At 73.3% G+C, this 22,554-nt stretch carries 21 protein-coding genes; 8 read left to right on the forward strand and 13 right to left on the reverse strand.

Translation table 11 applies throughout. The features are described from left to right. Positions 1-519, forward strand: a 519-nt coding sequence (locus tag AC13HU_RS06750) for a helix-turn-helix domain-containing protein (protein WP_483040826.1), incomplete at its 5' end; no start/stop codon positions are given. A gap of 118 nt (positions 520-637) precedes the next feature. Beyond that, positions 638-1,309 (forward strand): FadR/GntR family transcriptional regulator, encoded by a 672-nt coding sequence (locus AC13HU_RS06755; RefSeq protein WP_483040827.1) that lies wholly within the window; start codon positions 638-640, stop codon positions 1,307-1,309. Positions 1,310-1,503: 194 nt separating this feature from the next. Here the strand turns inward: AC13HU_RS06755 and AC13HU_RS06760 are convergent, their stop codons facing one another. From AC13HU_RS06760 to AC13HU_RS06790, 7 genes are all read right to left on the reverse strand, one after another. Next, positions 1,504-2,343 carry an amidohydrolase family protein gene (locus AC13HU_RS06760; protein WP_483040828.1) on the reverse strand — a complete coding sequence of 280 codons (840 nt, stop codon included), beginning with the start codon at positions 2,341-2,343 and terminating at the stop codon, positions 1,504-1,506. A gap of 8 nt (positions 2,344-2,351) precedes the next feature. Beyond that, entirely contained in the window at positions 2,352-3,329 is a 978-nt protein-coding gene (locus AC13HU_RS06765) for an aldo/keto reductase (protein ID WP_483040829.1), read from the reverse strand. 142 nt (positions 3,330-3,471) lie between these two features. Then, on the reverse strand, positions 3,472-4,509 hold the full coding sequence (locus tag AC13HU_RS06770; RefSeq protein ID WP_483040830.1) for an ABC transporter permease: 1,038 nt from the start codon (positions 4,507-4,509) through the stop codon (positions 3,472-3,474). Beyond that, positions 4,506-6,065: a sugar ABC transporter ATP-binding protein gene (locus AC13HU_RS06775; protein WP_483040831.1), complete on the reverse strand. Its 1,560-nt coding sequence runs from the start codon at positions 6,063-6,065 to the stop codon at positions 4,506-4,508. Before AC13HU_RS06775 ends, AC13HU_RS06770 begins: the two co-directional genes overlap by 4 nt. A gap of 3 nt (positions 6,066-6,068) precedes the next feature. After that, the gene (locus tag AC13HU_RS06780; RefSeq protein ID WP_483040832.1) at positions 6,069-7,109 is read right to left on the reverse strand and encodes a sugar ABC transporter substrate-binding protein; all 1,041 of its coding nucleotides are present in this window, start codon (positions 7,107-7,109) and stop codon (positions 6,069-6,071) included. Between the two features lie 84 nt (positions 7,110-7,193). Continuing rightward, positions 7,194-8,000: an SDR family NAD(P)-dependent oxidoreductase gene (locus AC13HU_RS06785; protein WP_483040833.1), complete on the reverse strand. Its 807-nt coding sequence runs from the start codon at positions 7,998-8,000 to the stop codon at positions 7,194-7,196. After that, complete coding sequence (locus tag AC13HU_RS06790) at positions 7,997-9,313, reverse strand: L-fuconate dehydratase (RefSeq protein WP_483040834.1); 1,317 nt, start codon at positions 9,311-9,313, stop codon at positions 7,997-7,999. Before AC13HU_RS06790 ends, AC13HU_RS06785 begins: the two co-directional genes overlap by 4 nt. A gap of 196 nt (positions 9,314-9,509) precedes the next feature. Between AC13HU_RS06790 and AC13HU_RS06795 the strand changes: the two genes are divergently transcribed. Next, positions 9,510-10,490, forward strand: coding sequence for a glycoside hydrolase family 18 protein (locus tag AC13HU_RS06795; RefSeq protein ID WP_483040835.1), 981 nt, complete (start codon positions 9,510-9,512; stop codon positions 10,488-10,490). A gap of 217 nt (positions 10,491-10,707) precedes the next feature. Next, positions 10,708-11,703 (forward strand): PAC2 family protein, encoded by a 996-nt coding sequence (locus tag AC13HU_RS06800; RefSeq protein WP_483040836.1) that lies wholly within the window; start codon positions 10,708-10,710, stop codon positions 11,701-11,703. A 97-nt stretch (positions 11,704-11,800) separates the two neighbouring features. On the opposite strand, the gene mshC is transcribed toward AC13HU_RS06800, so the two are convergent. From mshC to AC13HU_RS06820, 4 genes are all read right to left on the reverse strand, one after another. Then, a complete protein-coding gene (gene mshC / locus AC13HU_RS06805) occupies positions 11,801-13,027 on the reverse strand; it encodes a cysteine--1-D-myo-inosityl 2-amino-2-deoxy-alpha-D-glucopyranoside ligase (protein WP_483040837.1) in 1,227 nt (408 codons plus the stop codon). 103 nt (positions 13,028-13,130) lie between these two features. Continuing rightward, on the reverse strand, positions 13,131-14,036 hold the full coding sequence (locus tag AC13HU_RS06810; protein ID WP_483040838.1) for an SCO1664 family protein: 906 nt from the start codon (positions 14,034-14,036) through the stop codon (positions 13,131-13,133). After that, positions 14,000-14,590 carry a DUF3090 domain-containing protein gene (locus AC13HU_RS06815; protein WP_483040839.1) on the reverse strand — a complete coding sequence of 197 codons (591 nt, stop codon included), beginning with the start codon at positions 14,588-14,590 and terminating at the stop codon, positions 14,000-14,002. The genes AC13HU_RS06810 and AC13HU_RS06815 overlap by 37 nt, the downstream gene beginning before the upstream one ends. 139 nt (positions 14,591-14,729) lie before the next feature. Next, entirely contained in the window at positions 14,730-15,488 is a 759-nt protein-coding gene (locus AC13HU_RS06820; RefSeq protein WP_483040840.1) for a histidine phosphatase family protein, read from the reverse strand. A gap of 433 nt (positions 15,489-15,921) precedes the next feature. Between AC13HU_RS06820 and AC13HU_RS06825 the strand changes: the two genes are divergently transcribed. After that, positions 15,922-16,509: a hypothetical protein gene (locus AC13HU_RS06825; protein WP_483040841.1), complete on the forward strand. Its 588-nt coding sequence runs from the start codon at positions 15,922-15,924 to the stop codon at positions 16,507-16,509. Between the two features lie 32 nt (positions 16,510-16,541). Here the strand turns inward: AC13HU_RS06825 and AC13HU_RS06830 are convergent, their stop codons facing one another. Then, positions 16,542-17,597: an LLM class F420-dependent oxidoreductase gene (locus tag AC13HU_RS06830; RefSeq protein ID WP_483040842.1), complete on the reverse strand. Its 1,056-nt coding sequence runs from the start codon at positions 17,595-17,597 to the stop codon at positions 16,542-16,544. Between the two features lie 133 nt (positions 17,598-17,730). Between AC13HU_RS06830 and AC13HU_RS06835 the strand changes: the two genes are divergently transcribed. Beyond that, on the forward strand, positions 17,731-18,711 hold the full coding sequence (locus tag AC13HU_RS06835) for an aldo/keto reductase (protein WP_483040843.1): 981 nt from the start codon (positions 17,731-17,733) through the stop codon (positions 18,709-18,711). Positions 18,712-19,012: 301 nt separating this feature from the next. Beyond that, the gene (locus AC13HU_RS06840; RefSeq protein WP_483040845.1) at positions 19,013-21,259 is read left to right on the forward strand and encodes a helix-hairpin-helix domain-containing protein; all 2,247 of its coding nucleotides are present in this window, start codon (positions 19,013-19,015) and stop codon (positions 21,257-21,259) included. 91 nt (positions 21,260-21,350) lie between these two features. Here AC13HU_RS06840 and AC13HU_RS06845 read toward each other — a convergent pair whose 3' ends face one another. Then, the gene (locus AC13HU_RS06845; protein ID WP_483040844.1) at positions 21,351-21,956 is read right to left on the reverse strand and encodes a hypothetical protein; all 606 of its coding nucleotides are present in this window, start codon (positions 21,954-21,956) and stop codon (positions 21,351-21,353) included. Between the two features lie 48 nt (positions 21,957-22,004). On the opposite strand from AC13HU_RS06845, the gene AC13HU_RS06850 reads away from it, so the two are divergent. Further along, positions 22,005-22,193 carry a DUF5703 family protein gene (locus tag AC13HU_RS06850; protein ID WP_103886458.1) on the forward strand — a complete coding sequence of 63 codons (189 nt, stop codon included), beginning with the start codon at positions 22,005-22,007 and terminating at the stop codon, positions 22,191-22,193. Positions 22,194-22,554: the final 361 nt, after the last annotated feature.

Genomic DNA, 22,554 nt, shown 5'->3' on the forward strand with positions numbered 1-22,554 from the left:
GTGCGGTTCCGGGCGGGGGCCTTCCGGCCGTTCGCCCGGGGGCCGGTGGCGGAGCTGGTGGACCGCTCGGTGCCCGCCGCCGAGTACTTCGGGGCCGGAACGGAGGCGCTGGGCCGGGAGGTGCTGGCGATGGAGGACCTGGACGCGATGTCGGCGGCGGTGGACCGCTTCCTGCTCGGATTCGTGCCCGCGGTGCCCGATCCGCGGGTCGCGCAGGCAGGTGCGCTCGTCGAGCGCCTCACCTCCGATCCCGGCGTCCTGCGGGTGGACGCGGTGGCCCGCGCGTCGGGTCTGCCGGTGCGGCGGCTCCAACGGCTGTTCGCCGAATACGTCGGAGCGTCGCCGAAGTGGGTGCTGCGCCGGGCCCGGTTGCACGAGGCCGCCGCGCGGGCGGACGAGGGCACCCGCGTCGACTGGCCGATGCTCGCCGCCGAGCTCGGCTACGCCGACCAGTCGCACTTCATCCGCGACTTCACCGCCGCCACCGGAGAGCCGCCGACGCACTACGCCGGCAGGTGATCCGCGGAACTGGTTGCGGCGACCGTTAGGAGGGGGCGGGGTCGTGGCTCATAATGGAGATACATCGGAGGTCTGGCACGGCGTAGTGCCGGGAGATGTAGAACTGGGGAGGGCCCGGATGGCGGTCACGGATGAGGCGATCGAGAAGATCAAGGACATGATCGTCTCGGGGACGCTACGGCCGGGAGACCGGTTGCCCAAGGAGAGCGAGCTCGCTGCCGAACTGGGGCTCTCCCGCAACTCGTTGCGCGAGGCGGTGCGCGCGCTGTCACTGATCCGCATCCTCGACGTGCGCCAGGGCGACGGCACCTACGTCACCAGCCTCGACCCCCAGCTGCTGCTGGAGGCGCTGAGCTTCGTGGTGGACTTCCACCGCGACGACACGGTGCTGGAGTTCCTCGCGGTGCGGCGCATCCTCGAACCGGCGGCCACCGCGATGGCGGCGGTGCGGATCACCCCGGAGGACCTCGACGTGCTGGAGGGCAAGCTGGACGCCCTCGGCCCCACCCCGTCCGTGGAGCAACTGGTCGCCTCGGACCTGGACTTCCACCGCGGCATCGTCCAGGGCTCCGGCAACTCCGTGCTCTGTTCGCTGCTCGACGGGCTCTCCGGTCCCACCACCCGCGCCCGTGTCTGGCGCGGGCTCACCCAGGAGGACGCGGTCAGCCGCACCCTGCACGAGCACCGGGCGATTCTCGCTGCGCTGCGCGATCGCGATGCGGAGGCGGCCCGCTCCTGGGCGACGGTCCACGTCGCCAGCGTCGAACAGTGGCTCCGCTCCACGCTTTAGGGGGTGCCCCCGACCCTCCGGGGTGGGTGGTTCTGTCGGTTCAGGGACCACCCACCGGTGGACGGTTGCGCGCGCAGTTCCCCGCGCCCCTTGGTTGGTGACCCTCCTTTCGCGGAGGAACCCGCGGGGAACTGCGCGACCAGCCACTGCGGTCCGCAAGGTCCCGTACGGCGAGGACGGGGCACCCCGGGGGGTCAGGCCAACCCGTACGCACGGATCGCGTTGGCGCCGAGCACCGCGTCCCGTTCGTCCGGGGTGAGTCCGGCGACGGCCTGTTCCGCGAGGGCGAAGACGTCGGAGTAGCGGCCGGCGAGAGTGCAGACGGGCCAGTCGGAGCCGAACAGAACGCGGTCGGAGCCGAAGGACGCGAGCACGTGGCGGGCATAGGGCAGGATGTCCAGGGGCCGCCAGGACTCCCAGTCCGCCTCGGTGATCAGCCCGGACAGCTTGCACACCGCGTTGGGGTGGTCGGCGATCGCGGCGATCTGCTCGGCCCACGGCTCCCACTCCCCCGCCGCGATCGGCGGCTTGCCGGCGTGGTCCAGCACGAACCGCACTTCGGGCAGTTCCTCGACCACGGCGAGCGCCGCGGGCAACTCGCGCGGGGTGACGAGCAGGTCGTAGGCGAGCCCGGCGGCGCCCACGGCGCGCAGCCCGGCGCGGACGTCGGGCCGGTCCAGCCACTGCGGGTCGGCCTCGTCCTGGATCTGATGGCGGATGCCGACCAGCGGTCCGGCCGCGGCGAATTCGGTGAGCACCGCGGGCAGCCCGTCGGGGTCGGTGAGGTCGGCCCAGCCGACCACCCCGACGATCCGGCCGTGCGAACCGCGGGCGATGGCGAGCAGCTCACGGGTCTCGTCGAGCGAGGAGCTGGACTGGACGACGACGGTCGCGGCGATGTCGTGCGCGTCGAGCAGCGGCTCCAACTCGGGCAGCGCGAAGGTGCGGTTGATGGGTTCGAGTGCGTCGCCCCGCAGCCAGGGCTGCGGGCGGCGGTCGAGGTCCCACAGGTGGTGGTGCGCGTCGATCCGCATCGGCCGGCTCACTTTCTCGTCAGTGGCAGCGGTACGTCCGCGTCGAGCAGTCCCTGCTCGACGAGCGCGTGCCACAGGTCGTCGGGGATCTCGTGGTCGAACAGCGCCGCGTTGTCGCGGGTCTCGGCCGCGTTGGCCGCGCCGATCACCGCGCAGGCCACCGAGGGGTGCGCGAAGGGGTATCGCAGCGCGGCTGCCCGCAGCGGCACCCCGAACTGCGCGCAGACCCGCTGGATGTGCTGGGCCCGCTCGATCAGATCGGCGGGCGCGGCCTCGTAGTTGTAGTGGGCGCCGGGCCTGGGGTCGGCCAGCAGACCGGAGTTGTAGACGCCGCCGACCACCACCTGGGTGCCACGCCGCTCGCAGACCGGCAGCAGGTCGTCGTACGCGGTGCGCTCCAGCAGCGTCCAGCGGCCCGCGCACAGCACCACGTCGACGTCGAGGTCGGCGACGAGGCCGGCCATCACCCCGCTGTAGTTCATGCCGAAGCCGATCGCCTTGACCACGCCCTGGTCGCGCAGGGCGGCCAGCGCCGGGAAGCCGCTGTCGTAGACCTCGCGCAGGTGGTCCTCGACGTCGTGCAGGTAGACGATGTCCACGCTGTCCACGCCGAGGCGCTTCAGCGAGCCCTCCAGGGTGGCGTTGATGCCGTCCGCGGTGAAGTCCCAGACCCGGGCCCTGGCGGGGCTGTCGACGTAGCCCTGCTCGTCCGGGGACTCGCCGGGGCCGAGGTCGCGCAGCCGCCGGCCGACCTTGGTCGACAGCAGATACGAACCCCGGTCCCGCCCGGCCAGCGCGCGGCCGAGTCGCTCCTCGGAGCGGCCCATGCCGTAGTGCGGCGCCGTGTCGAGGTACGTCACGTCCCCGCCGAAGGTGTCGAACGCGGCTGAGACCGTGGCCTCGGCCTGCTCGTCGGTGATCGCGGTGTAGAGGTTGGCCAGCGGGGCGCAGCCGAGGCCGAGCCGGGGCAGTGCCGGTACGGGCATGGGGTGGGTCTCTCCTTAGCGTGTACGTCGGTACGGTGCGGGGCCCGCTCGGGGCGGCCTTCTCCCCGCCGGCGGAAGGAAGTTGACGGCCAGTGCCCTGACGGCCGGCAGTTGACGGCTGCCGGCCGGGCGTCCTGCTTCCCTAGTCCTCCTGTTCCCCGCTCGCGAACCGGGAGATGATCAGGGCGACGATGATGATCGCACCGTAGAGGAACTGGTTCCACAGCGGCGGCACCCCGCCGAGCGTCATCACGTTCACCACGAGTTGGAGGGCGACCACACCGGTGAGGGCGCCGAAGAGGGTGCCCCGGCCGCCGTTGAGGCTGATCCCGCCGATCACGGTGGCCGCGAAGACCTGGAAGATCCAGTTCTGGCCCTGGGTGGAGGAGATCGCGCCGTAGTGGCCGACGTAGAGGATGCCGGCGAAGGCGGCCAGCAGCGAGGCGACGGCCAGCACCGACCAGGTGACCAGGTCGACGCGGATGCCGGCCGCGCGGGCCGCCTCCTTGTTGCCGCCGATCGCGTACAGCGCGCGGCCGTGCCGCAGGTAGCCGAGGGTGAGGCCGCCGACCACGAACAGCACCAGGCAGATCCAGATCGCCGCGGGGGCGCCGAACCAGGACGCGCCGCCGAGGTAGGAGAAGGACTTGGGCACCTCGACGATGGACTTGCCCTGGGAGATGCCGACTTGCAGCCCGCGCAGCATGGTGAGCATGCCGAGGGTGGCGATGAAGCCGTTGACTCTCAGTTTGAGGATCATGAAGCCGTTGAACCCGCCGACGATGACGCCGACCAGCAGGCAGATCGGGATCGAGGTCCAACCGGGCAGCAGCCCGATGCCGTGGTAGGTCGCCGAGCCGGTGCTGGGCATCACCAGCCACATGGCGATCACCGGGGCCACCCCGATGGTGGATTCCAGCGACAGGTCCATCCGGCCGATGATCAGGATCATCGCCTCGCCGAGCACCAGCAGGCTCAGCTCGCTGCACTGCTGAAGGACGCCGATCAGGTTGTCGGAGGTCAGGAAGGTGGGCGAGACGATGAAGCCGACCACGCCCACGATGAAGATCACCGGGATCAGGGACAGGTCACGGTAGTTGGCGAACCTGAGCCGTGCCACGGCCCGTTTCGGCTGATCCGGGGCGGCGGCTTCCGCGGTCAACTGGCTGGTGTCACTCATTCCTCGGTCCCCTCGTCGCCGCCCGCGGGCAGCCCTTCCATCGCCGAGACCAGGTCCCGGTCACTCCATCCGCTGCCGAACTCGGCGATCACCCGCCCGTGGAAGAGCGCGATCACCCGGTCGCAGACCCGCAGGTCGTCCAGTTCGTCGGAGACGATGACGGCGGCGTTGCCGCGGTCGGCGACCCCGCGCACCACGCCCAGCAGCGCGTCCTTGGACTTCACGTCCACGCCGGCGGTGGGCCGGATCGCCACCAGCACCCGCGGCTCGCGGGCCGTCGCACGGGCGATGACGACCTTCTGCTGGTTGCCGCCGGACAGGTCGGAGACCGGCTGGGCCGGCCCCGAGGTCTTGATGTCCAGCGAGTTGATCATGCGTTGCGCGAACGCCCTGGTCCGGCCCGGCAACACCATGCCGTACGGGCCGAGTTGGTCGGTGACCGACAGCGTGGCGTTCTCCGCGACACTGCGGTTCAGCACCAGGCCCTGGCGGTGCCGGTCCTCCGGTACGTAGCCGATGCCGGCGCCCAGCGCGTGCGGGACGCTGCCGGGCTTGACCGGGTTGCCGCCGACCAGGGTGCGGCCGGCGGTGGCCTTGCGCAGCCCGACCAGGGTCTCGCCGAGCGCGGTGTTGCCGCTCGCGGTGGCCCCGGCCAGGCCGAGCACCTCGCCCGGGCGCACCGCGAAGTCGACCGGCTCGAAGGCGTCCGCCAGTGCCAGGCCGTCGGCCCGCAGTACGGCGCCGTCGTTGCCCTTCGCCTCGGACCCGCCCTTGGACGTGCCCTTGGCCGCGGCCGGCTTCGCGTGCCAGGCCGCGGCGCCGCCGGGCGCCTCCCCGGTCATCGCCTCCACCAGCGCGTCCTTGCCGAGTTCCGCGACCGGCGCGGTCAGCACGTGCCGCGCGTCGCGGTAGACCGTGACGGTGGTGCACAGGTCGTAGACCTCTTGCAGGTGGTGCGAGATGAAGAGGAACGCCACGCCCTGCTGCTGGAGTTCGCGCAGCTTGGTGAAGAGCCGGTCGATGCCGGCCGCGTCGAGCTGCGCGGTGGGCTCGTCGAGGATGATGAAGCGGGCGCCGAAGGACAGCGCCCGGGCGATCTCCACGAACTGGCCCTGTTCCACGGTGAGATCGCCGGCCCGCGCGTTGGGGTCGACGTCCACGCCGTACTCGCCGAGCAGGTCGCGGGCCCGGGTGCGCAGCCCGGACCACCTGATCCGCCCGCCGCCGAAGCGGTTGAGGAACAGGTTCTCCGCGACGGTCAGGTCCGGGACCACCATGGACTTCTGGTAGACGCACGCGACCTTCGACTGCCAGCCGGCGGTGTCGCCGGGCGCGGGCGCCGGCGCGCCCTGGAACCGGACCTGGCCGGCGTCCGGGTTCTGCAACCCGGTCAGCACGGACACGAGGGTGGACTTCCCTGCGCCGTTGCGGCCGACGAGCGCGTGCGAGTCGCCGGCCGCGACGGTGATGCCCACCTGGTCGAGGGCCACCGTGGCCCCGAACCGTTTGACGATGCCCTCCGCGTGGACCGCGGAGGGCGGTACGGCCTCGGCCATGGGTCAGCTCTTCCCGAGCTGGTTGGCCCACAGGCTGGGGTCGTCCACGTTGGTCTTCGTCACCAGCGGCGCCGGCAGCTGGTCCTCCAGGCCGTTCGGGATCTTGATGATGTTCGAGCCGTGGTCGGTCGGGCCGGGCTTGAAGGTCTTGCCCTCGATGGCCGCCTTCGCGTAGTACAGCGCGTACTTGGCGTAGGTGTCGGCGGGCTGGGAGATCGTCGCGTCGATCTCGCCGGCCTTGATCGCCTTGAACTCCTCCGGGATGCCGTCGTTGGAGATGATGGTGATGTGGCCCGCGGTGCCGGCCGGCTTGAGCAGGCCCTTCTGCTTCAGCAGGGCGAGGGTGGGCTGCAGGAAGACGCCACCGGCCTGCATGTAGAGGCCGTTGAGGTCCGGGTTGGAGGCCAGCGTGGTCTGGAGCTTGGCCGACGCGGTGGCGCCGTCCCAGTTGGTGACGAGCGGGATCACCTTGATGCCGGGGAAGTTGGTCTTCATGCAGGAGGCGAACGCCACCGAGCGGTCCCGGCCGTTGATGGAGGACAGGTCGCCCTCGAACTCGGCGACCTTGCCCTTGCCCTTGAGCTGCGCGCCCAGGTACTTGCAGGCGTTCGTGCCGTACGCCTTGTTGTCGGCGCGGACCACCATGTACACCGGCCCCTTGTCCGGGCGGGTGTCCACGCTGATCACGGGTATCTTCTTCTTCGCCATCTGGTCGAGGGTGGAGGCGATGGCACCGGTGTCCTGCGGGGCCATCACGACCGCCTTGGCGCCCTGGTTGGCGAAGCTCTGCACGTTGGCGACGAGCTTGCCGATGTCGTTCTGCGAGTTGGTGCGCGGCAGCGCGGAGACGGCGCCGGCCTTGATGTCCTTCTCGATGTAGCTGTTGTACGAGTTCCAGAAATCGCTGTCGGAGCGCGGCAGGTCGATGCCCACCTTGCCCGAGTTGCCTCCGGCCTTGCTGTCGCTGCCTCGGTTGCAGCCCGCGAGCGCGGTGACCGCGAGCAGTGCGGCGCAGGCGGCCACGGTCGTCGTGCGCAGTCTCATCGTCGAGTCCTGCCCTTCCGGGTGTGGGTGATGTCGGCTCTGTGAAGGGTGGAGCGGGTGGAGAGAGGTGGTGCCAGTCCGCTGCTAGTCCGCTGCCGGACGCAGCCGCAGCCCCTGCATGCCGCCGTCCACGGCGATGGAGGCTCCGGTGACGCTCGCCGCCGCCGGGCTCGCCAGGTAGACGATCGCGGCGGCGACCTCGTCGGCGCTGACCAGCCGGCCCAGCGGCTGCCGGGCGTTGAGCGCCGCCCGCTCGGCGGCCGGGTCGTCGGCCTGGTCGAGCAGCCGGCCGACCCACGGGGTGTCGGCGGTCCCGGGGTTGACGCAGTTGACGCGTACGCCCTCGCGTACGTGGTCGGCGGCCATCGCCAGGGTGAGCGAGAGTACGGCGCCCTTGCTGGCGCTGTACAGGGCCCGTTGGGGCAGGCCCGCGGTGGCGGCGATGGAGCAGGTGTGGGTGATCGAGGCGCTGCCGGGCCGGACCGCGGCGGCCTTGCGCAGGTGCGGCAGCGCGGCGCGCGCGGCCCGCACCAGGCCGAGGACGTTGATGTCCATGACCCGCTGCCACTCGTCGTCGGCGTTGTCCTCGACGGTGCCGATGGCGCCGATCCCGGCGTTGCCGACGAGGATGTGCAGGCTGCCCAGCTCGCCCACCGCCTCGGCGACCGCCGCCCGGACCGCCTGGTCGGAGGTGACGTCGGCCCGTACCGGGACGGTGCCCTCGGGTGCGCCGGAGGGGTCGCGGTCCAGGACGGCGACCCGCGCGCCGCGGGCGGTCAGCAGCCGGGCGGTGGCCGCGCCGATACCGGAGGCGCCGCCGGTGACCAGGGCGGTCAGCCCGGCGAGGTCCTGCGGGTGGAGGGCGGGGGCGGATACGGTGGTGTCGGTCATCGGGCCAGCTCCTGTCGGGCCACCCAGACCGGGCCGTCCGGGTAGCGGTAGTCGGTGAGGGTCTCGGGGACCATACGGGCGGAGAAGCCGGGGGCGGCGGGCGCCTGGTACCGGCCGTTCTCCATCACCACAGGGTCGGTGAAGTGCTCGTGCAGGTGGGGGACGTACTCGATGATCCGGTCCTCCCAGGTGCCCGAGACGGCCACGTAGTCGAACATCGAAAGGTGCTGGACGAGTTCGCACAACCCGACGCCGCCCGCGTGCGGGCAGACCGGCACGCCGAACTTGGCGGCGAGCAGCAGGATCGCCACGTTCTCGTTGACGCCGGCCACCCGGGCCGCGTCGATCTGCACGAAGTCCACCGCGCCGGCCTGCAGGAGTTGCTTGAACACCACGCGGTTGGCGACGTGTTCGCCGGTGGCGACCCGGACCGGCTGGCCGGCCCGGACGGCGGCGTGCGCGAGCACGTCGTCGGGGCTGGTGGGCTCCTCGATCCAGTACGGGTCGAACGGCGCGAGCGCCCGCATCCAGTCGACGGCCTCGGCCACGTCCCAGCGCTGGTTGGCGTCGACCGCGATCCGGATGTCGGGGCCGACCGCCTCCCGGGCCAGCCGCATCCGCCGCAGGTCGTCGTCGAGGTCGGCGCCGACCTTCAGCTTGATCTGGGTGAAGCCGGCCGCGACCGCCTCCTTCGACAGCCGGGTCAGCTTCTCGTCGCTGTAGCCGAGCCAGCCGGGCTCCGTGGTGTAGGCGGGGTAGCCGCTGCGGCGCAGTTGTTCGGCCCGCTCGGCGCGGCCGGGTTCGGCGCGGCGGAGGATCTCCAGCGCCTCGTCTCTGGTCAGCGCGTCGCTGAGGTAGCGGAAGTCGACCAGGTCGACGAGTTGCTCCGGGGTCATCCCGGCCAGCAACTCCCATACCGGGCAACCTGCCTGACGGGCGGCCAGGTCCCAGGCGGCGTTGACGACCGCGCCGGCCGCCATGTGCATCACACCCTTTTCCGGGCCGAGCCAGCGCAGTTGCGAGTCGTGGGTGAGCAGCCGGTAGAAGGCGCCGAGATCGCCGGTGACACTGTCCACCGTGCGGCCGACCACATAGGGTCGCAGTGTCCCGATCGCGGCGGCGACGACATCGTTTCCGCGGCCGATCGTGAAGCACAGGCCGTATCCCGCCAGGTCCTCGGGCGCGTCGGTGCGGAGGATCACGTAGGCGGCGGAGTAGTCGGGGTCGGGGTTCATGGCGTCCGAGCCGTCGAGCTGCTCCGAGGTCGGAAAGCGGATGTCGTACACGTCGACCTCGGTGATGGTCGGACTCATGCACACTCCCGTCGCGAGACATCGGATCTTTTTTCGATGATCCGATGTATAGCCGGGATGGACGGTGTTCGTCCAGGGGGGAGCCCGAACTTTGTGGATTACAGATCGGATGTCTCAAGGGTGGCGCCCACGGGCGTCGTGGCTGGTGAGACGCACGACGAACCGGCGCACGGCGTTGCGATGGCTCCGACGTGCGGTGATCACCGGCACCGTGCTGACGGTGCTGGCGATGCTCGGCGTGGCCGGCGCGCTGCGGGCGCAGTACGCCGGCGACCCGGCCGCCGCCGGCCGCACCCGCGGCCAGGACGCGGTCTGGCTCGGCCACGCCTGGGTGGACGGCACCCGCACCCCGGCCGAACTCGCCCTGCTGCGCGACCGGGTACGGGGCAGCGGCATCCGCGACCTGTACGTCCACACCGGTCCGCTCTCCGCCGACGGGAGCCTCGACCCGGGCCTGTACCCCACCGCGGCCGCCTTCCTCGCCGGCGTGCACCGCGAACTGCCCGGCGTCCGCGTCCAGGCGTGGCTCGGCGACACCGTCGCCCACGGCGGCACGCCTGGGCTGCACCTGGCCGACGGCGCGGTCCGCGACCGTATCCGCGACTCGGCGCGGCAGGTGCTCGACGCCGGCTTCGAGGGCGTCCATCTCGACCTGGAGCCGGTGCCGTCCGGTGACGACGGCTACCTGCGCACCCTCGACACCGTGCACGCGCTCACCGCCGGCCGGGGCGTGCCGCTGTCCGCCGCGGTGCCCCAGATCGACCCGCTGCCCGGCCTGCACGCCGTCGCCCACCTGCCGTTCAGCCACCCGAAGTGGTGGTCCCAGCGGTACTTCGGGCAGGTCGCCAGGCGGGTCGACCAGATCGCGGTGATGGCCTACGACACCGCACTGCCCGCCTCGTCCCTGTTCGGCGGCTACGTCGCGCAACAGACCTCCCTCGCACTCCAGGTCACCCCAGCGACCACCAACCTCCTGATCGGGCTGCCCGGTTACCACACCGAGAACACGGGCCACCACGGCTACGCCGAGACCGTCCCGGCCGCGGTGCGCGGCGCCCGCGTGTCGCTCGCCCGTACCGACCACGACCGGCGCGCCTTCGGGCTGGCGTTGTATGTCGACTTCGCCGCCGACCCGGCCGACTGGGCGGCGTACCGCAGTGGCTGGGGAACGCCGTGAGGAGCACCGGCCGCGGCTCGGGCTGCGGCGCACCCTCCGTTACGCCGTAGGCTGGTTCCCGCACGCAGAAGTACGCCGACGAACGCCCGGACGCGGCGGGAAACGGCGAGAAACACCGGGAAGCGCCGAGAGACGTCCGAGGACGTCGCAGGATGCCGCAACAGCAGCCGGTACGGGGACGGCACAGCCGCCTCCGCCGGCCGGAAGGAGGAGCTGGGTGATCGAGCTGGAGGGTGTTCCCGAGCTGATCGATCCGGTCATGGTGGCCGCGTTCGAGGGCTGGAACGACGCCGGGGACGCAGCCTCCACCGCGGTCGACCACCTCGACCGGGAGTTCAAGGGCGATGTCTTCGCGGCGCTCGACGCCGAGGACTACTACGACTTCCAGGTCAACCGGCCCACGGTCTGGATGGACGGCGGCGCCCGGAAGATCACCTGGCCGACCACCCGGCTGTCCGTGGTCCGCATCCAGTCGCCCAAGCCGCGCGACCTGGTGCTGGTGCGCGGCATCGAGCCCAGCATGCGGTGGCGCTCGTTCTGCAACGAGATCCTGGGCTTCGCCCACGAACTCGGCGTCGAGATGGTCGTCATCCTCGGCGCGCTGCTCGGCGACACCCCGCACACCCGGCCGGTCCCGGTCTCCGCTGTCACCTCCGACGCCGAACTGGCCGCCGCCATGAACCTGGAGGAGTCCCGCTACGAGGGCCCCACCGGCATCGTCGGCATCCTCCAGGAGGCGTGCACGCACGCCGGTATCCCCGCGGTGAGCCTGTGGGCCGCCGTGCCGCACTACGTCTCCCAGCCGCCCAACCCCAAGGCCACGCTGGCCCTCCTCAACCGCCTGGAGGACCTGCTCGACCTGCGCATCCCCCAGGGCGAGCTCCCCGAGGACGCCCGCGCCTGGCAGGTCGGCGTGGACCAGCTCGCCGCGGAGGACAGCGAGGTCGCGGAGTACGTCCAGACGCTGGAGGAGGCGCGCGACACCGCGGAGTTGCCGGAAGCCTCCGGCGAGGCCATCGCGAAGGAGTTCGAGCGGTACCTGCGGCGGCGGGACCCCGGGGACTACGCGACCAGCGAGGGCACCGACGGGGTGCCCAACTTCCGCCCCCGCGGCGACGACCCGGACTCCGCGAAGCCGTCCCCCCGCGAGGCCCCGGACCCCTCGGACGAGGACGACTCCGGGGACAACTCCGGGGAAGACGGCGAGGAGTAGTCCCGCTGGGGGGACCTCATTCGGCGCCCCCCACCGGGACGGTGCACCCTCTCCCCGCGCCCGTAGGGCACCCACCCACCGGGGAGAGGGGCCCTCCCTACAGGGCTACGCCCAGGAGCGCGTCGACGGTGCGGGAGACCAGCCCGGGCGCGCCCGTGTCCGTTCCCCCGTCAGCCGCCTGCAAGGCCCACGCGTCGACGGCGGCAAGCGCACGCGGCGCATCGAGGTCGTCCGCGAGAGCCGCGCGTACCTCGTCGAGCAGCGCGTCGGCGGACGGCCCGTCGGGGCGGGAGACGGCGTCGCGCCAGCGGCCGAGGCGGGCGACGGCGTCGGCGAGGATGTCGTCGGTCCACTCCCAGTCGGCCCGGTAGTGGTGCGCGAGGAGCGCCAGCCGCATCGCGGCCGGGTCGACGCCGGCACGGCGCAGCGTGGAGACGAAGACGAGGTTGCCCTTGGACTTGGACATCTTCTCGCCGTCGAGGGCCACCATCCCGGCGTGGACGTACGCCTTGGCGTACGGGTACTCCCCGGTGAGCACCTGCGCGTGCGACGCGCCCATCTCGTGGTGCGGGAAGGCGAGATCGGAACCGCCGCCCTGGACGTCGAAGCCCATCCCGAGGTGGTCCAGGGCGATCGCGACGCACTCGATGTGCCAGCCGGGCCGCCCGGGTCCGAGGGACGCGCCGTCCCAGCTCGGCTCGCCGTCCCGCTCGGCACGCCACAGCATCGGGTCGAGCGGGTTCTTCTTGCCCGGTCGCTCCGGGTCGCCGCCGCGCTCGGCGGCGAGCAGCCGCATCACGTCCGCGTCCAGCCCGGACACCGCGCCGAAGTGCGGGTCGCACTCGACCGAGAAGTACACGTCGCCGTCCACGTCGTACGCGGCGCCCGTCTCCCGCAGCCGCTCGATCAGCGGCACGATGCCGGGTATGGCCTCGACGGCGCCGATGTAGTGGGCCGGGGGCAGCAGCCGCAGCGCGGTCATGTCCTCGCGGAACAGCGCGGTCTCGCGTTCGGCGAGCGCGGTCCAGTCGTCGCCGGTGGCCGCCGCGCGTTCCAGCAGCGGGTCGTCCACGTCCGTGACGTTCTGCACGTACTCGACCTGGTGCTTCGTGTCGAGCCACACCCGCTGCACGAGGTCGAACGCGTTGTAGGTCGCCGCGTGCCCCATGTGGGTGGCGTCGTACGGGGTGATCCCGCAGACGTAGAGGCGGGCGACCGGACCGGGCTCGATGGGGACGAGTCCACCGGTCGACGTGTCGTGCAGACGAAGAGGGCGTCCGGTGCCCGGGAGGGCGGGGACGTCGGAAGCTGGCCAGGCATGCATGATACGAGGGTAACCGGGCCGGTGGGCAACCACTTCCTGCGGGATGGGTGCCCTTGCGCACGGCCGCACCGGGCAGGGGCGCGTACCCGCTGGTGAGGCGCTCTCAGACCGGCGGCCAGGGGATGGCGGGCCAGTCGCCGGAGGGGGCCGGGTGAACGCCGGTTTCGAGCAGCCGGTCGACGCGGGAACGCAGTGCGGCCGTCTCCGCGGGGGTGAGCAGGGCGCCCAGTTGGGCGCCGAGGGCGCCGGAGAGGTCGGTGGCGAGCTTGGTGAGGACCGCGACGGCCTCGGCCGGGAGGGGCTCGCCCGCCCATCCCCACAGCAGGGTCCGCAACTTGTCGTCCGTGTGGAAGGTCACGCCGTGGTCGATGCCGTACAGCCGCCCGTCGGCGGCGGGCAGGAGGTGGCCGCCCTTGCGGTCGGCGTTGTTCACGACGGCGTCGAGTACGGCGAGCCGCCGCAGGCGTATGTCGTCGGCGTGCACGAGCAGCGCGGTGCCGCCGCCTTCGAGTTGGGCCTCGACGACGGCCTTCCAGCCCGGTGCCGGCTCGGTCTCCTCGGTCAACGCGAGCAGCGCGCCCGGCCCGTCCTGGCCGTCGCCGCCCTCACCGTCGCCGTCCTCGCCACCGGCCGCGGACTCGATCCAGAGCTGCACCATGCCCTCGCCGTACGGCCCGTCGCGCAGCACGGTGGGCGGGATCAGGCCCCAGCCGGTGGCCTCGGAGACCAGGTACGTGGCGACCTCGCGCTGGGCGAGGGTGCCGTCGGGGAAGTCCCACAACGGCCGCTCGCCGCGGACCGGCTTGTAGACGCAGGCGACCGTGCGGCCCTGGTGCGTGCTCTCGCAGAGCAGCACGGCGTTGGACGCGTCGCGGATCTGGCCGCGTACGGCCAGTTCGCCATCGCGCAGGGCCTCGATGTCGCGCGGATCGGCCCCGGTGCCCGTGTCGGCCTGCGTGTCCGTGTCCGTGCTCAGGCCGACCTCCGGTACCCGTTCTGGCGCGGGCATACGTGTCCTTCCGGGTCCAGGGGGAGGCTGCACAGCGGGCAGGGCGGGCGGCCGGCGGAGACCACGTCGAGTGCGCGCTTGGCGAAGGAACGGGCCTGGGCGCCGGTCAGCAGCACCCGCAGCAGCGGCGGACCGTTCTCGTCGTCCTGGAGCAGTTCCTCCTCGGCGGCCTCCAGGTCCTCCTCGTCCTCACCGACCAACTCGACCAGGGCCTGCGCCTCGATGACCATCCGCTCGTGGGCGCCGTCCCACGCCAGCGCCATGGTGCCGACCCGGAACTCCTCCTCGACCGGCACCTCCAGCGGGGCGGCGTCGAGCATCTCGGTCGGCGCGACGGCGGGGACCGGGGCGTTCCCGCCGGTCCTGCGCACCACCTCGTCGAGGAGCTCGTCGACCCGCTCGGCGAGCGCGGCCACCTGCGTCTTCTCCAGGGCCACGCTCGTGGTCCGGCCCAGCGCGGTGGCCTGGAGGAAGAACGTCCGCTGGCCCGGCTGACCGACGGTCCCGGCGACGAACCGTTCCGGGTGTTCGTAGAAGAAGACCTGACGGGGCACGTCCTGCTCCGTTTGCTCGGCTTGATCGACTGTGCTGGTGCTTGACTGCTGCTCGGCTGCTGTGACGGCTGTGCCGCGCCGCGCGCGGGCGGTGTTCAGGGCACGGGCCGCCGGGCATCCACCCTACTGCGGAAGCTGATCACGAGGTGCCGGTCGAACCGCCGACGACGGCGTCTGCCGGGTCGAACGGACCCTTCGAGCGGGCGGCGTCGGCCGAACCACCGGTGTCCGCGGCGTCCGCGGCGCCCTCGGCCGGCGGCGGGGGGATCAGCGCGGTGAGGTCCCCGGTGTCGCCGAGCCGCAGCAGGAACGGGCGGTGCGGGGTGTAGCGGACGACGGTGACCGAGCAGGGGTCGGCGTTGACCCGCTGGAAGAGGTCGAGGTGCATGCCGAGGGCGTCGGCGACCAGTGCCTTGATGACGTCGCCGTGCGAGCAGACCAGGTACAGCGCGTCCGCGCCGTGCTCGGCCTCGATCCGCTCGTTCCAGTCGCGTACGGCGTCGACCGCGCGGGCCTGCATCGCGCGCAGCGACTCGCCCTCGGCGCCGGGGAACACGGCGGCGGAGGGGTGCCGCTGGACGGTGGCCCACAGCGGTTCCTCGGCCAGTTCGCGGATCTTGCGGCCGGTCCAGTCGCCGTAGTGGCACTCGCCGACCCGGTCGTCGGTGTGCAGCGGCAGTTCGGGCCGGGTGGCGAGCAGCGGGCCGACCGTCTCCTGGCAGCGCTGCAGCGGGCTGCTCACCACGGCGGCCAGCGGGAGTGCGGCGAGCCGGGCGGCGAGCGCGGTGGCCTGGGCGCGGCCGGTGTCGTCGAGGGCGACGCCGGGGCTCCAGCCGGCCAGCACTCCGTCGGTGTTGGCGGTCGAACGGCCGTGCCGGACGAGGATCACGGTGGGCATGCCCGCCACCGTAACCCCTTCCGGGGACGCGCGTTGTGCTGGGTGACGGCCGTGGCGGGGAAGATCCCCCCGAGCCCCCACCACGGCCGCGGATCGGGTCGGCCGGCTGCGCGGGCCGGGCCGGGGATGTTCGGCGGGCGCGGCGCGGGTGGCGCCGCGAGCGCGGCCTCGTCGGCCGGGTCCCGCTTTCCGAGCGCGATTGCTCACCAGTGCCGGCGTTTTGCTCGTACCTGACGGCCCGTTGTCTCCGCTTTGCATGCCGGGCGAGAGCCGTGCGTTCGGCGGGCTTTTACGATGTGTCTGTCCTCGCGGTCAGGTCCCGGCCTGTCACTCCCCGTGGGTAGGGTTCAGCAGGGGTCGAGTCGAGACGGCCCGATGTGTCGGGACCGCGAAGCAGGTGGAGATGTTCAGCAAGGCGACGAGGAGCCGCCCGATGACGGAGCCGGGCGTGGGTACCGCGGGAGCGGACTGGTCTCCTTACGCCCGGCTGCCGGACGCCGCGGGGGCGTACTTCCTGCACCCGGACATCGCGATGGACGCGATCGCGGGGGTGCTCGGCCGGCGCCGGGTGCGGGGCTTCACGCTGGAGCGCGTGGTGGACCTGACCGAGGCCGGCGCGTCGGTGTGGCAGGAGGCGGCGGTCTGCGACGGGCGGCGGCTGATCCTGTGGCACAGCGAGGAGTTGGCCGACGCGAACGCGCCCGGCGGGACCGTGCTGGACTCCTCGGTGCAGGTGCTCCCGCTGGACTCGATCGGCCATGTCGGCATGCGGACGCTCGTCGGGCGCGACGAACGGGGGCGCCGCATCGACCGCGGGGTCTACCTCGTCCTCGCCACCGCGATGCCCCACGAACTCACTTCGGTGCAGGCCGATCCGGAGTCCCCGCTGCCGATCACGTCCGCGAAGCTCCGGCCCGAGTCCTTCCGCTTCAGCAAGTCGCTCGATGACGGCGGGCCCGGGCAGATAGCCCGCCTCATCGACTTCGGCCGCCTCCTGGCCCGCCTCGTTCCGGCGGGGTAGCGGTAGCGGGACCGCCCGGGGTGCCTCGTCCGTTATCCCAGTCCCGCCAGGGAAAGAGCTTCAACCCCCGCGCGCAGCCCGGCGACCCGCTCCTCCAGGGTGAACCCGGAAGGCGCCAGTGAGAGCGTGGTGACGCCCGCGGCGGCGTACTCCTTCATGCGGTCCGCGATCCGCTCCACCGGCCCCAACAGACAGGTGGAGTCGATGAGTTCGGGCGGCACCGCCGCCGCGGCGGCGTCCTTCTCCCCGGCCAGGTACTTCTCCTGGATGTCCGCGGCCTGCTGCTCGTATCCCATGCGCTGCGCGAGCTGGTTGTAGAAGTTCTGCTTGCGGCTGCCCATCCCGCCGACGTACAGCGCGGTGTACGGCCGGAAGGTGTCGGCGAGTTTCGGGAGGTCCGCGAGAGTGCCGAGCGCCAGCGGCAGCGTCGGGCACACGTCGAACCCGTCCATCGTCAGCCCGGCCTTCTCCCGGCCGGCCCGCAGCGGGCGGATCGCGGTGTCCTCCAGGTGCGCGGCGGACGGGAAGATCAGCAGCGCGCCGTCGGCGATCTCGCCGGTCTGCGCCAGGTTCTTCGGGCCGATCGCCGCGATGTACAGCGGGACGTGCTCGCGCTGCGGGTGCACGGTCAGCCGCAGCGCCTTGCCGGGGCCGCCGGGCAGCGGCAGCGTCCAGTGCTCGCCCTCGTACGACAGCCGCTCGCGGGACATCGCCTTGCGGACGATCTCGACGTACTCGCGGGTGCGGGCCAGCGGCTTGTCGAACTTGACGCCGTACCAGCCCTCGGAGACCTGCGGCCCGGACACGCCCAGGCCCAGCCGGAACCGGCCGCCGGTCAGGGAGTCCAGGGTGGCGGCGGTCATCGCGGTCATCGCCGGGGTGCGGGCCGGGATCTGGAGGATCGCCGAGCCGACGTCGATCCGCTCGGTCTGCGCGGCCACCCACGCCAGCACGCTCGGCGCGTCGGAGCCGTACGCCTCGGCGGCCCAGCAGACGGAGTAGCCGAGGCGGTCGGCCTCCTGGGCGACGGCGAGGTTGTCCGCGTCCATGCCTGCGCCCCAGTAGCCGAGGTTGATCCCGAGCCGCATACCGCTCCCCTTAGTACGTACTGGCGAGTAACGTCGTTGTCCCCCCGGACTTTAGCGCCTCGTCCCGGCGAACGCGCCTGTCGGGTACGTCACTGCTCCCCATTTGGAGGGCCGGGCGCTAGCCTCAGCGGTCATGGAGCACAGGCATCTCGGCCGCACCGGCCTGCGCGTGTCCCGGCTCGGACTCGGCACGCTCACCTGGGGGCGCGACACCGGCGAACGCGACGCCGCCGACCAGCTCAAGTCCTTCTGGGAGGCGGGCGGCTCGCTGGTCGACACCGCGGACGTGTACGCGGACGGAGGCGCGGAGTACCTGCTCGGGCGGCTGATCGAGGACCTGGTGCCGCGCTCCGACCTGGTGATCGCCACGAAGGCGGGCAGCGTGCCCGACCCCGACCGGCGCTTCGACACCTCCCGCGGGCACCTGCTCGCCGCGCTCGACGCCTCGCTCCAGCGGCTCGGCACGGACCACGTCGACCTGTGGCAAGTGCACGCGTACGACCCCGGTACGCCGATGGAGGAGACCCTCCAGGCCCTCGACATCGCGGTCAGCAGCGGTCGGGCCCGCTATGTGGGCGTCTCCAACTTCTGCGGCTGGCAGCTCGCCAAGGCCGCGTCCTGGCAACTCGCCGCGCCCGGGCGCACCCCGCTGGCCAGCACGCAGATGGAGTACTCGCTGCTCCAGCGCGGCATCGAGCGCGAGGTGCTGCCGGCGGCCGTCGACCTCGGCGTGGGGCTGCTTCCGTCGTCGCCGCTCGGGCGCGGCGTGCTCACCGGGAAGTACCGGCACGGCACCCCCGCGGACTCGCGCGGCGCTTCCGCCGCCATGGCCGCGTTCGTGGCGCCGTACCTCGACGACACCGCCCGGCTGATCGTGGACGCGCTGGCCATAGCGGCCGACGGCCTGGCCGTGTCGCCGCTGCACGTCGCGCTCGCCTGGGTACGGGACCGGCCCGGCGTCACCGCGCCCATCCTCGGCGCGCGCAACGCCGCGCAACTCGGCGCCGCTCTGTCGGTGGAGGGCCTTACGCTGCCGGAAGAGATCTGCTCGGCCCTTGACGACGTCTCGGTGCCGTTGCACCGCTATCCGGACCACGACTGGACCACTCTCTGAGTCCTGCGAGTCGCGGCCGTTCCGCTCCACGGAGGCTTCCAGCGTGACCACCCCCACCCCGCCCGACGACTCCACCGCTCCTGCCGCGCAGAGCGCCGCGCCTGCCGCCCCCGTGGCTCCTGCGGCTCCTGCGGCTCTCGGGGACGGCGGCGCCGTGCCCGCCGCGCGCCCCGGCCCGGCCGGGAAGCCGGATCTGGCGAGCCTGGCGGCGGCGATACGGTCCATCGAGCGCGGCGACAACCCGGCGGCGCCCGCACCGCTCGGCGACGCGGCCGAGGCCCGCCGCAAGCGCCGCGAGGCGATGGCGGAGGAGGCGGCCCGGCTCCAGGCCCTGGAAGCGGCCGAGGCGGCGGGCGGGGGCGCGCCGGCCGCGACCGCGGAACAGGGCGAGGCGGCGGCCGAGGGCGGATCCGGCGACGGTCCGGCCGAGCCGGCGGATGCGGCGGATGCGGCTGGCGACGCCGACGGTGCCGCCGACGAAGCGCGGCAGGCCGAGCCGGACGTGACCGGGGACCCGGCGCCGGCGTCCGACTCGCCGGCGTCCGACAGCGGTCCCCCCGCTCGCGACGCCGACCTGCCCACCGCTGCGGCCGGTTCACCCGGCGACGCGGCCACGGCACCCGGCGACGAGCCCGCCGGGCAGGCGAGTTCGGGCGACGGGCGGCGGGGGGGCGGGGCGCCGGCGAGCGTGCGCCCGGCGCGCACGGAACGTCCCGGACCGGCGGCCGCGGGCGCCGCCCGGGCGCCCCTGGACGCGGCCGCCGTGGACGCGGCGCGGCAGGTGCTCGCGGGCGGCGGGGCGCCCGGCGAACTGGCCGAGCCGGTCGTGCGGGCGCTGGGCGAGGGCGCGGCCGAGCTGGTGCGGGAGGACCCGTGGGGGGTGCTCGGCCTGCCCGGCGTGCGTGTCGGGGTGGAGCAGGTGGACGCGTTCGCGCGGGCGGTGCTGGGCGGGGTGGTCGGTCCGGGCGACGAGCGACGGGTGCGGGCGCTGGTGGGCCATGTGCTGGACCGGGCCGCCGAGCAGGGCCACACCGCCCTCGACGGGGACACGCTGCGGACGGCGCTGGCGCGGCACTCCGTGCCGGACCCGGACGCCGCGCTCGCCGCCGCCGTCGAGGAGGGCCGGGTGCTGGTCTTCCGCGCGGAGCCCGAAGGCGCGGACGCGGTGCCGGAGGACGAGGAGGACGCCGAACCGGCGCCCGTGTCACTGCTGTTCGGCCTGGACCGGTACGCCCTGGCCGAGGAGAGCCTCGCGGACGGCTGCGTGCGGCTGCTGCGCTCCTTCGAGGGCACCCCGGGCGGCACGGCGGCCGCGGGCAGCTCAGAGGGCGGTTCAGGGGACGCTGAGGGCGGTTCGGGAGACGCCGCGGGCGGCGGCGGCGCGCTCGACTGGGCGGCGGCCACGGCCACCGCCCCGTCGCCGTCCGCCGCCGAGCTGATCCGCGCGGCCGCCGGCAGCGGGCTGGTGCTGCACACCGGCGGCGAGGCGGCCCGCGCCGAGCCGGCCGCGCTGGTCGCCGCCGCCCGTGCGGCGGGCCTGCGGGCGTACGCGGCCGCGTACACCGAGAACGGCAGGCGGCGGCTGGCCGGGGTCGCCGGGATCGGCGAGGACGGCGCGCTGACCGTCGCGGGCCTGCTGGCGGGCGGCCGGGCCGCCGACGGCAGCCTCCCGCTCGACCTGCTCGCGGTACTGGACGCGCCCCAACTGTCCGTCGAGGAGGCCGCCACGCTCGTCGAGGCGGTCCCGGACGGCGCCCGGTTGGTGCTCAGCGGCGACCCGCACGCGCTGTGGTCGGCCGGGCCCGGCCGCGCGTTCGCCGACCTGCTGGCCGCGAAGGCATGCCCCCGGGTCACCTCGCGCACCCCCGACCCGGGGCCGATCGGCGAGCTGACCTCCTGCGTGGCCATCGGCGAACTCACCCCGGTCGACGCGCCGGACAAGGAGGTCGTGGTGGTCCCGGTGCGCGCTCCGGGCGAGGCGGTGCACCGCGCGGTGCAGCTCGTCGCGGACTCGGTACCGCGCGCGTTCGGGGTGCCGCCGGAGCAGACCCAGGTGATCACGCTCGCGCACGGCGGCCCGGTCGGCACCCGCGCGCTCAACGCGGCGCTCAAGGAGCGGCTGAACCCGGGCCCGGGCCGGTTCGGCGGCTTCGACACGGGCGACCGGGTCGTCCACGTGCCGGCCCCTGGTCGTACGCATCCGGCGACCGTGGTCGGCGCCGAGCCGGACGGACTGCGGCTCGCCGGCGAGGACGGTCCCGTACTGGTGCCGCGCGCCGAGGTCGCGGCGACCGTACGGCACGGGTGGGCCGTCACCGGCCACCAGGCGGCGGGCCTCCGCTGGCCCGCGGCGGTCGTGGTGGTGCCCGGCGACGCGGGCCCGCTGCTCACCCGCGGCTGGGTCTACACCGCCTTCGGCCGCGGTGAGCGGCACCTGTCGGTCGTACAGGGCGCGGACCAGGCGCTGGCCGCCGCGGTGGCCGGGCCGGTGGCGAAGGAGCGTACGACCCGGCTGGCGTCGGTGCTGCGGGAGTTGGCGGCGGAGTAGGCGCGGCGGCGCGGCCGAGCACGGGCACGGGCGCGCCCCGACGCGGGCGCACCGGACGCGGCGGGGGCCTTGACGGCCCCCGCTGCCGGGCTCACTCCGGGTCGAGCGCGTCCGACTCGTCCTCGAAGACCAGGCTCATGTCGAAGCGGCACAGCGCGAGCTGGGGGTCGGCCTGGTCGAAGGGCGCCTCCAGCCACTCCCCCGGCTCGGTCGGCTCGGCGGCGCACACCCACAACGTCGAGTCGCCCTCCTCCAGGCCGAACTCCTTGTGCCGCTGGGCGATCTCGTCGGGTTCGTACTCGCCGAAGACCGCCGCGACCGCCGCGTTGACCGACTCACCGGCCTCCGCGTCGCCCTCCGCGGCCCTGCGGGCCTGCGCGAACAGCCGCTCCGGCTCGACCACCGCGTAGTCGCGGCGGATCAGGACGCTGATCGCCGCCGGGTCCTCGGGGCCGAGGTACTCCGGCGCCCCGTCGCCCGCGGGCACCTCGAACGGGGTCACCTCGTCGTACCTGTCGTACAGCAGCTCGTCGTACGACTCGGCGGCCGAGGCCAGAGCTTCGAACGCCGTGTAGACGGACGGGTCGTCGTCCCCGGCACGGTTCTCGATCGCGTCGAGGTGGCGGTCGAGCGCGGCTTTGAGCGCTTCTACCGCGGCACGGACCTCGGCGACGGTGGGCTGCACGTCATCAGACATGGAGCAGACGCTATCCGCACAGGGGCGTTGCCCGCACAATAGATTGCGATGCCGGAATACGAATTCAGAGAGATGTACGTGCCGCGCGGCACCTCGCGCAAGGACGCGGCACGTCTGCTGACCGACGAAGCCGAGTACAGGCACTGGGAGCTGGACCGGGTGCGGCTGTACCCGGACGGCAGCCGAAGAGTGCGGTTGCGCCGCCGGATCATCCGCCAGATGCGGGCCACATGGTGAGATGCGCGCCGCGATACGCAGCGCGATACGCGGCGCGTGACTGCCGCCGGGGCGGTGCGAACACCGCCTGATCGGCCGCGTCCGTTCTCAGTGAGCGACGTCGGCGGGCGGGTGAAGGGTGGCGGACGGTCGCCGCCACGGCCGGAGCAGGCGTGGCCGGAGCAGGCGTGGCGCCTTCCGTGGTGGGTGGATACCCGCGGGGCCGGATGACCGGGGCCCGCGGGTCCGCTGCCGTACGGCAGCCGGCGGTCAGCGCTGTGCGGTCAGCGCCGCGCGGCCCGCCCACGGCGGTAGAGCAGGGCGCCGCCGAGCAGCAGCGCACCGGCCGCGCCCGCGACCATTCCCATGTCGTCCGCGCCGG

The sequence above is a fragment of the Streptomyces sp. NH27 genome (assembly GCF_056859195.1).

Bases quoted from the DNA above. Each gene is read 5' to 3' on its own strand.
- AC13HU_RS06755 (WP_483040827.1), top strand. From the start codon at position 638: ATGGCGGTCACGGATGAGGCGATCGAGAAGATCAAGGACATGATCGTC.
- AC13HU_RS06760 (WP_483040828.1), bottom strand. From the start codon at position 2,343: ATGCGGATCGACGCGCACCACCACCTGTGGGACCTCGACCGCCGCCCG.
- AC13HU_RS06765 (WP_483040829.1), bottom strand. From the start codon at position 3,329: ATGCCCGTACCGGCACTGCCCCGGCTCGGCCTCGGCTGCGCCCCGCTG.
- AC13HU_RS06770 (WP_483040830.1), bottom strand. From the start codon at position 4,509: ATGAGTGACACCAGCCAGTTGACCGCGGAAGCCGCCGCCCCGGATCAG.
- AC13HU_RS06775 (WP_483040831.1), bottom strand. From the start codon at position 6,065: ATGGCCGAGGCCGTACCGCCCTCCGCGGTCCACGCGGAGGGCATCGTC.
- AC13HU_RS06780 (WP_483040832.1), bottom strand. From the start codon at position 7,109: ATGAGACTGCGCACGACGACCGTGGCCGCCTGCGCCGCACTGCTCGCG.
- AC13HU_RS06785 (WP_483040833.1), bottom strand. From the start codon at position 8,000: ATGACCGACACCACCGTATCCGCCCCCGCCCTCCACCCGCAGGACCTC.
- AC13HU_RS06790 (WP_483040834.1), bottom strand. From the start codon at position 9,313: ATGAGTCCGACCATCACCGAGGTCGACGTGTACGACATCCGCTTTCCG.
- mshC (WP_483040837.1), bottom strand. From the start codon at position 13,027: ATGCATGCCTGGCCAGCTTCCGACGTCCCCGCCCTCCCGGGCACCGGA.
- AC13HU_RS06810 (WP_483040838.1), bottom strand. From the start codon at position 14,036: ATGCCCGCGCCAGAACGGGTACCGGAGGTCGGCCTGAGCACGGACACG.
- AC13HU_RS06820 (WP_483040840.1), bottom strand. From the start codon at position 15,488: ATGCCCACCGTGATCCTCGTCCGGCACGGCCGTTCGACCGCCAACACC.
- AC13HU_RS06825 (WP_483040841.1), top strand. From the start codon at position 15,922: ATGACGGAGCCGGGCGTGGGTACCGCGGGAGCGGACTGGTCTCCTTAC.
- AC13HU_RS06830 (WP_483040842.1), bottom strand. From the start codon at position 17,597: ATGCGGCTCGGGATCAACCTCGGCTACTGGGGCGCAGGCATGGACGCG.
- AC13HU_RS06835 (WP_483040843.1), top strand. From the start codon at position 17,731: ATGGAGCACAGGCATCTCGGCCGCACCGGCCTGCGCGTGTCCCGGCTC.
- AC13HU_RS06840 (WP_483040845.1), top strand. From the start codon at position 19,013: ATGGCGGAGGAGGCGGCCCGGCTCCAGGCCCTGGAAGCGGCCGAGGCG.
- AC13HU_RS06845 (WP_483040844.1), bottom strand. From the start codon at position 21,956: ATGTCTGATGACGTGCAGCCCACCGTCGCCGAGGTCCGTGCCGCGGTA.
- AC13HU_RS06850 (WP_103886458.1), top strand. From the start codon at position 22,005: ATGCCGGAATACGAATTCAGAGAGATGTACGTGCCGCGCGGCACCTCG.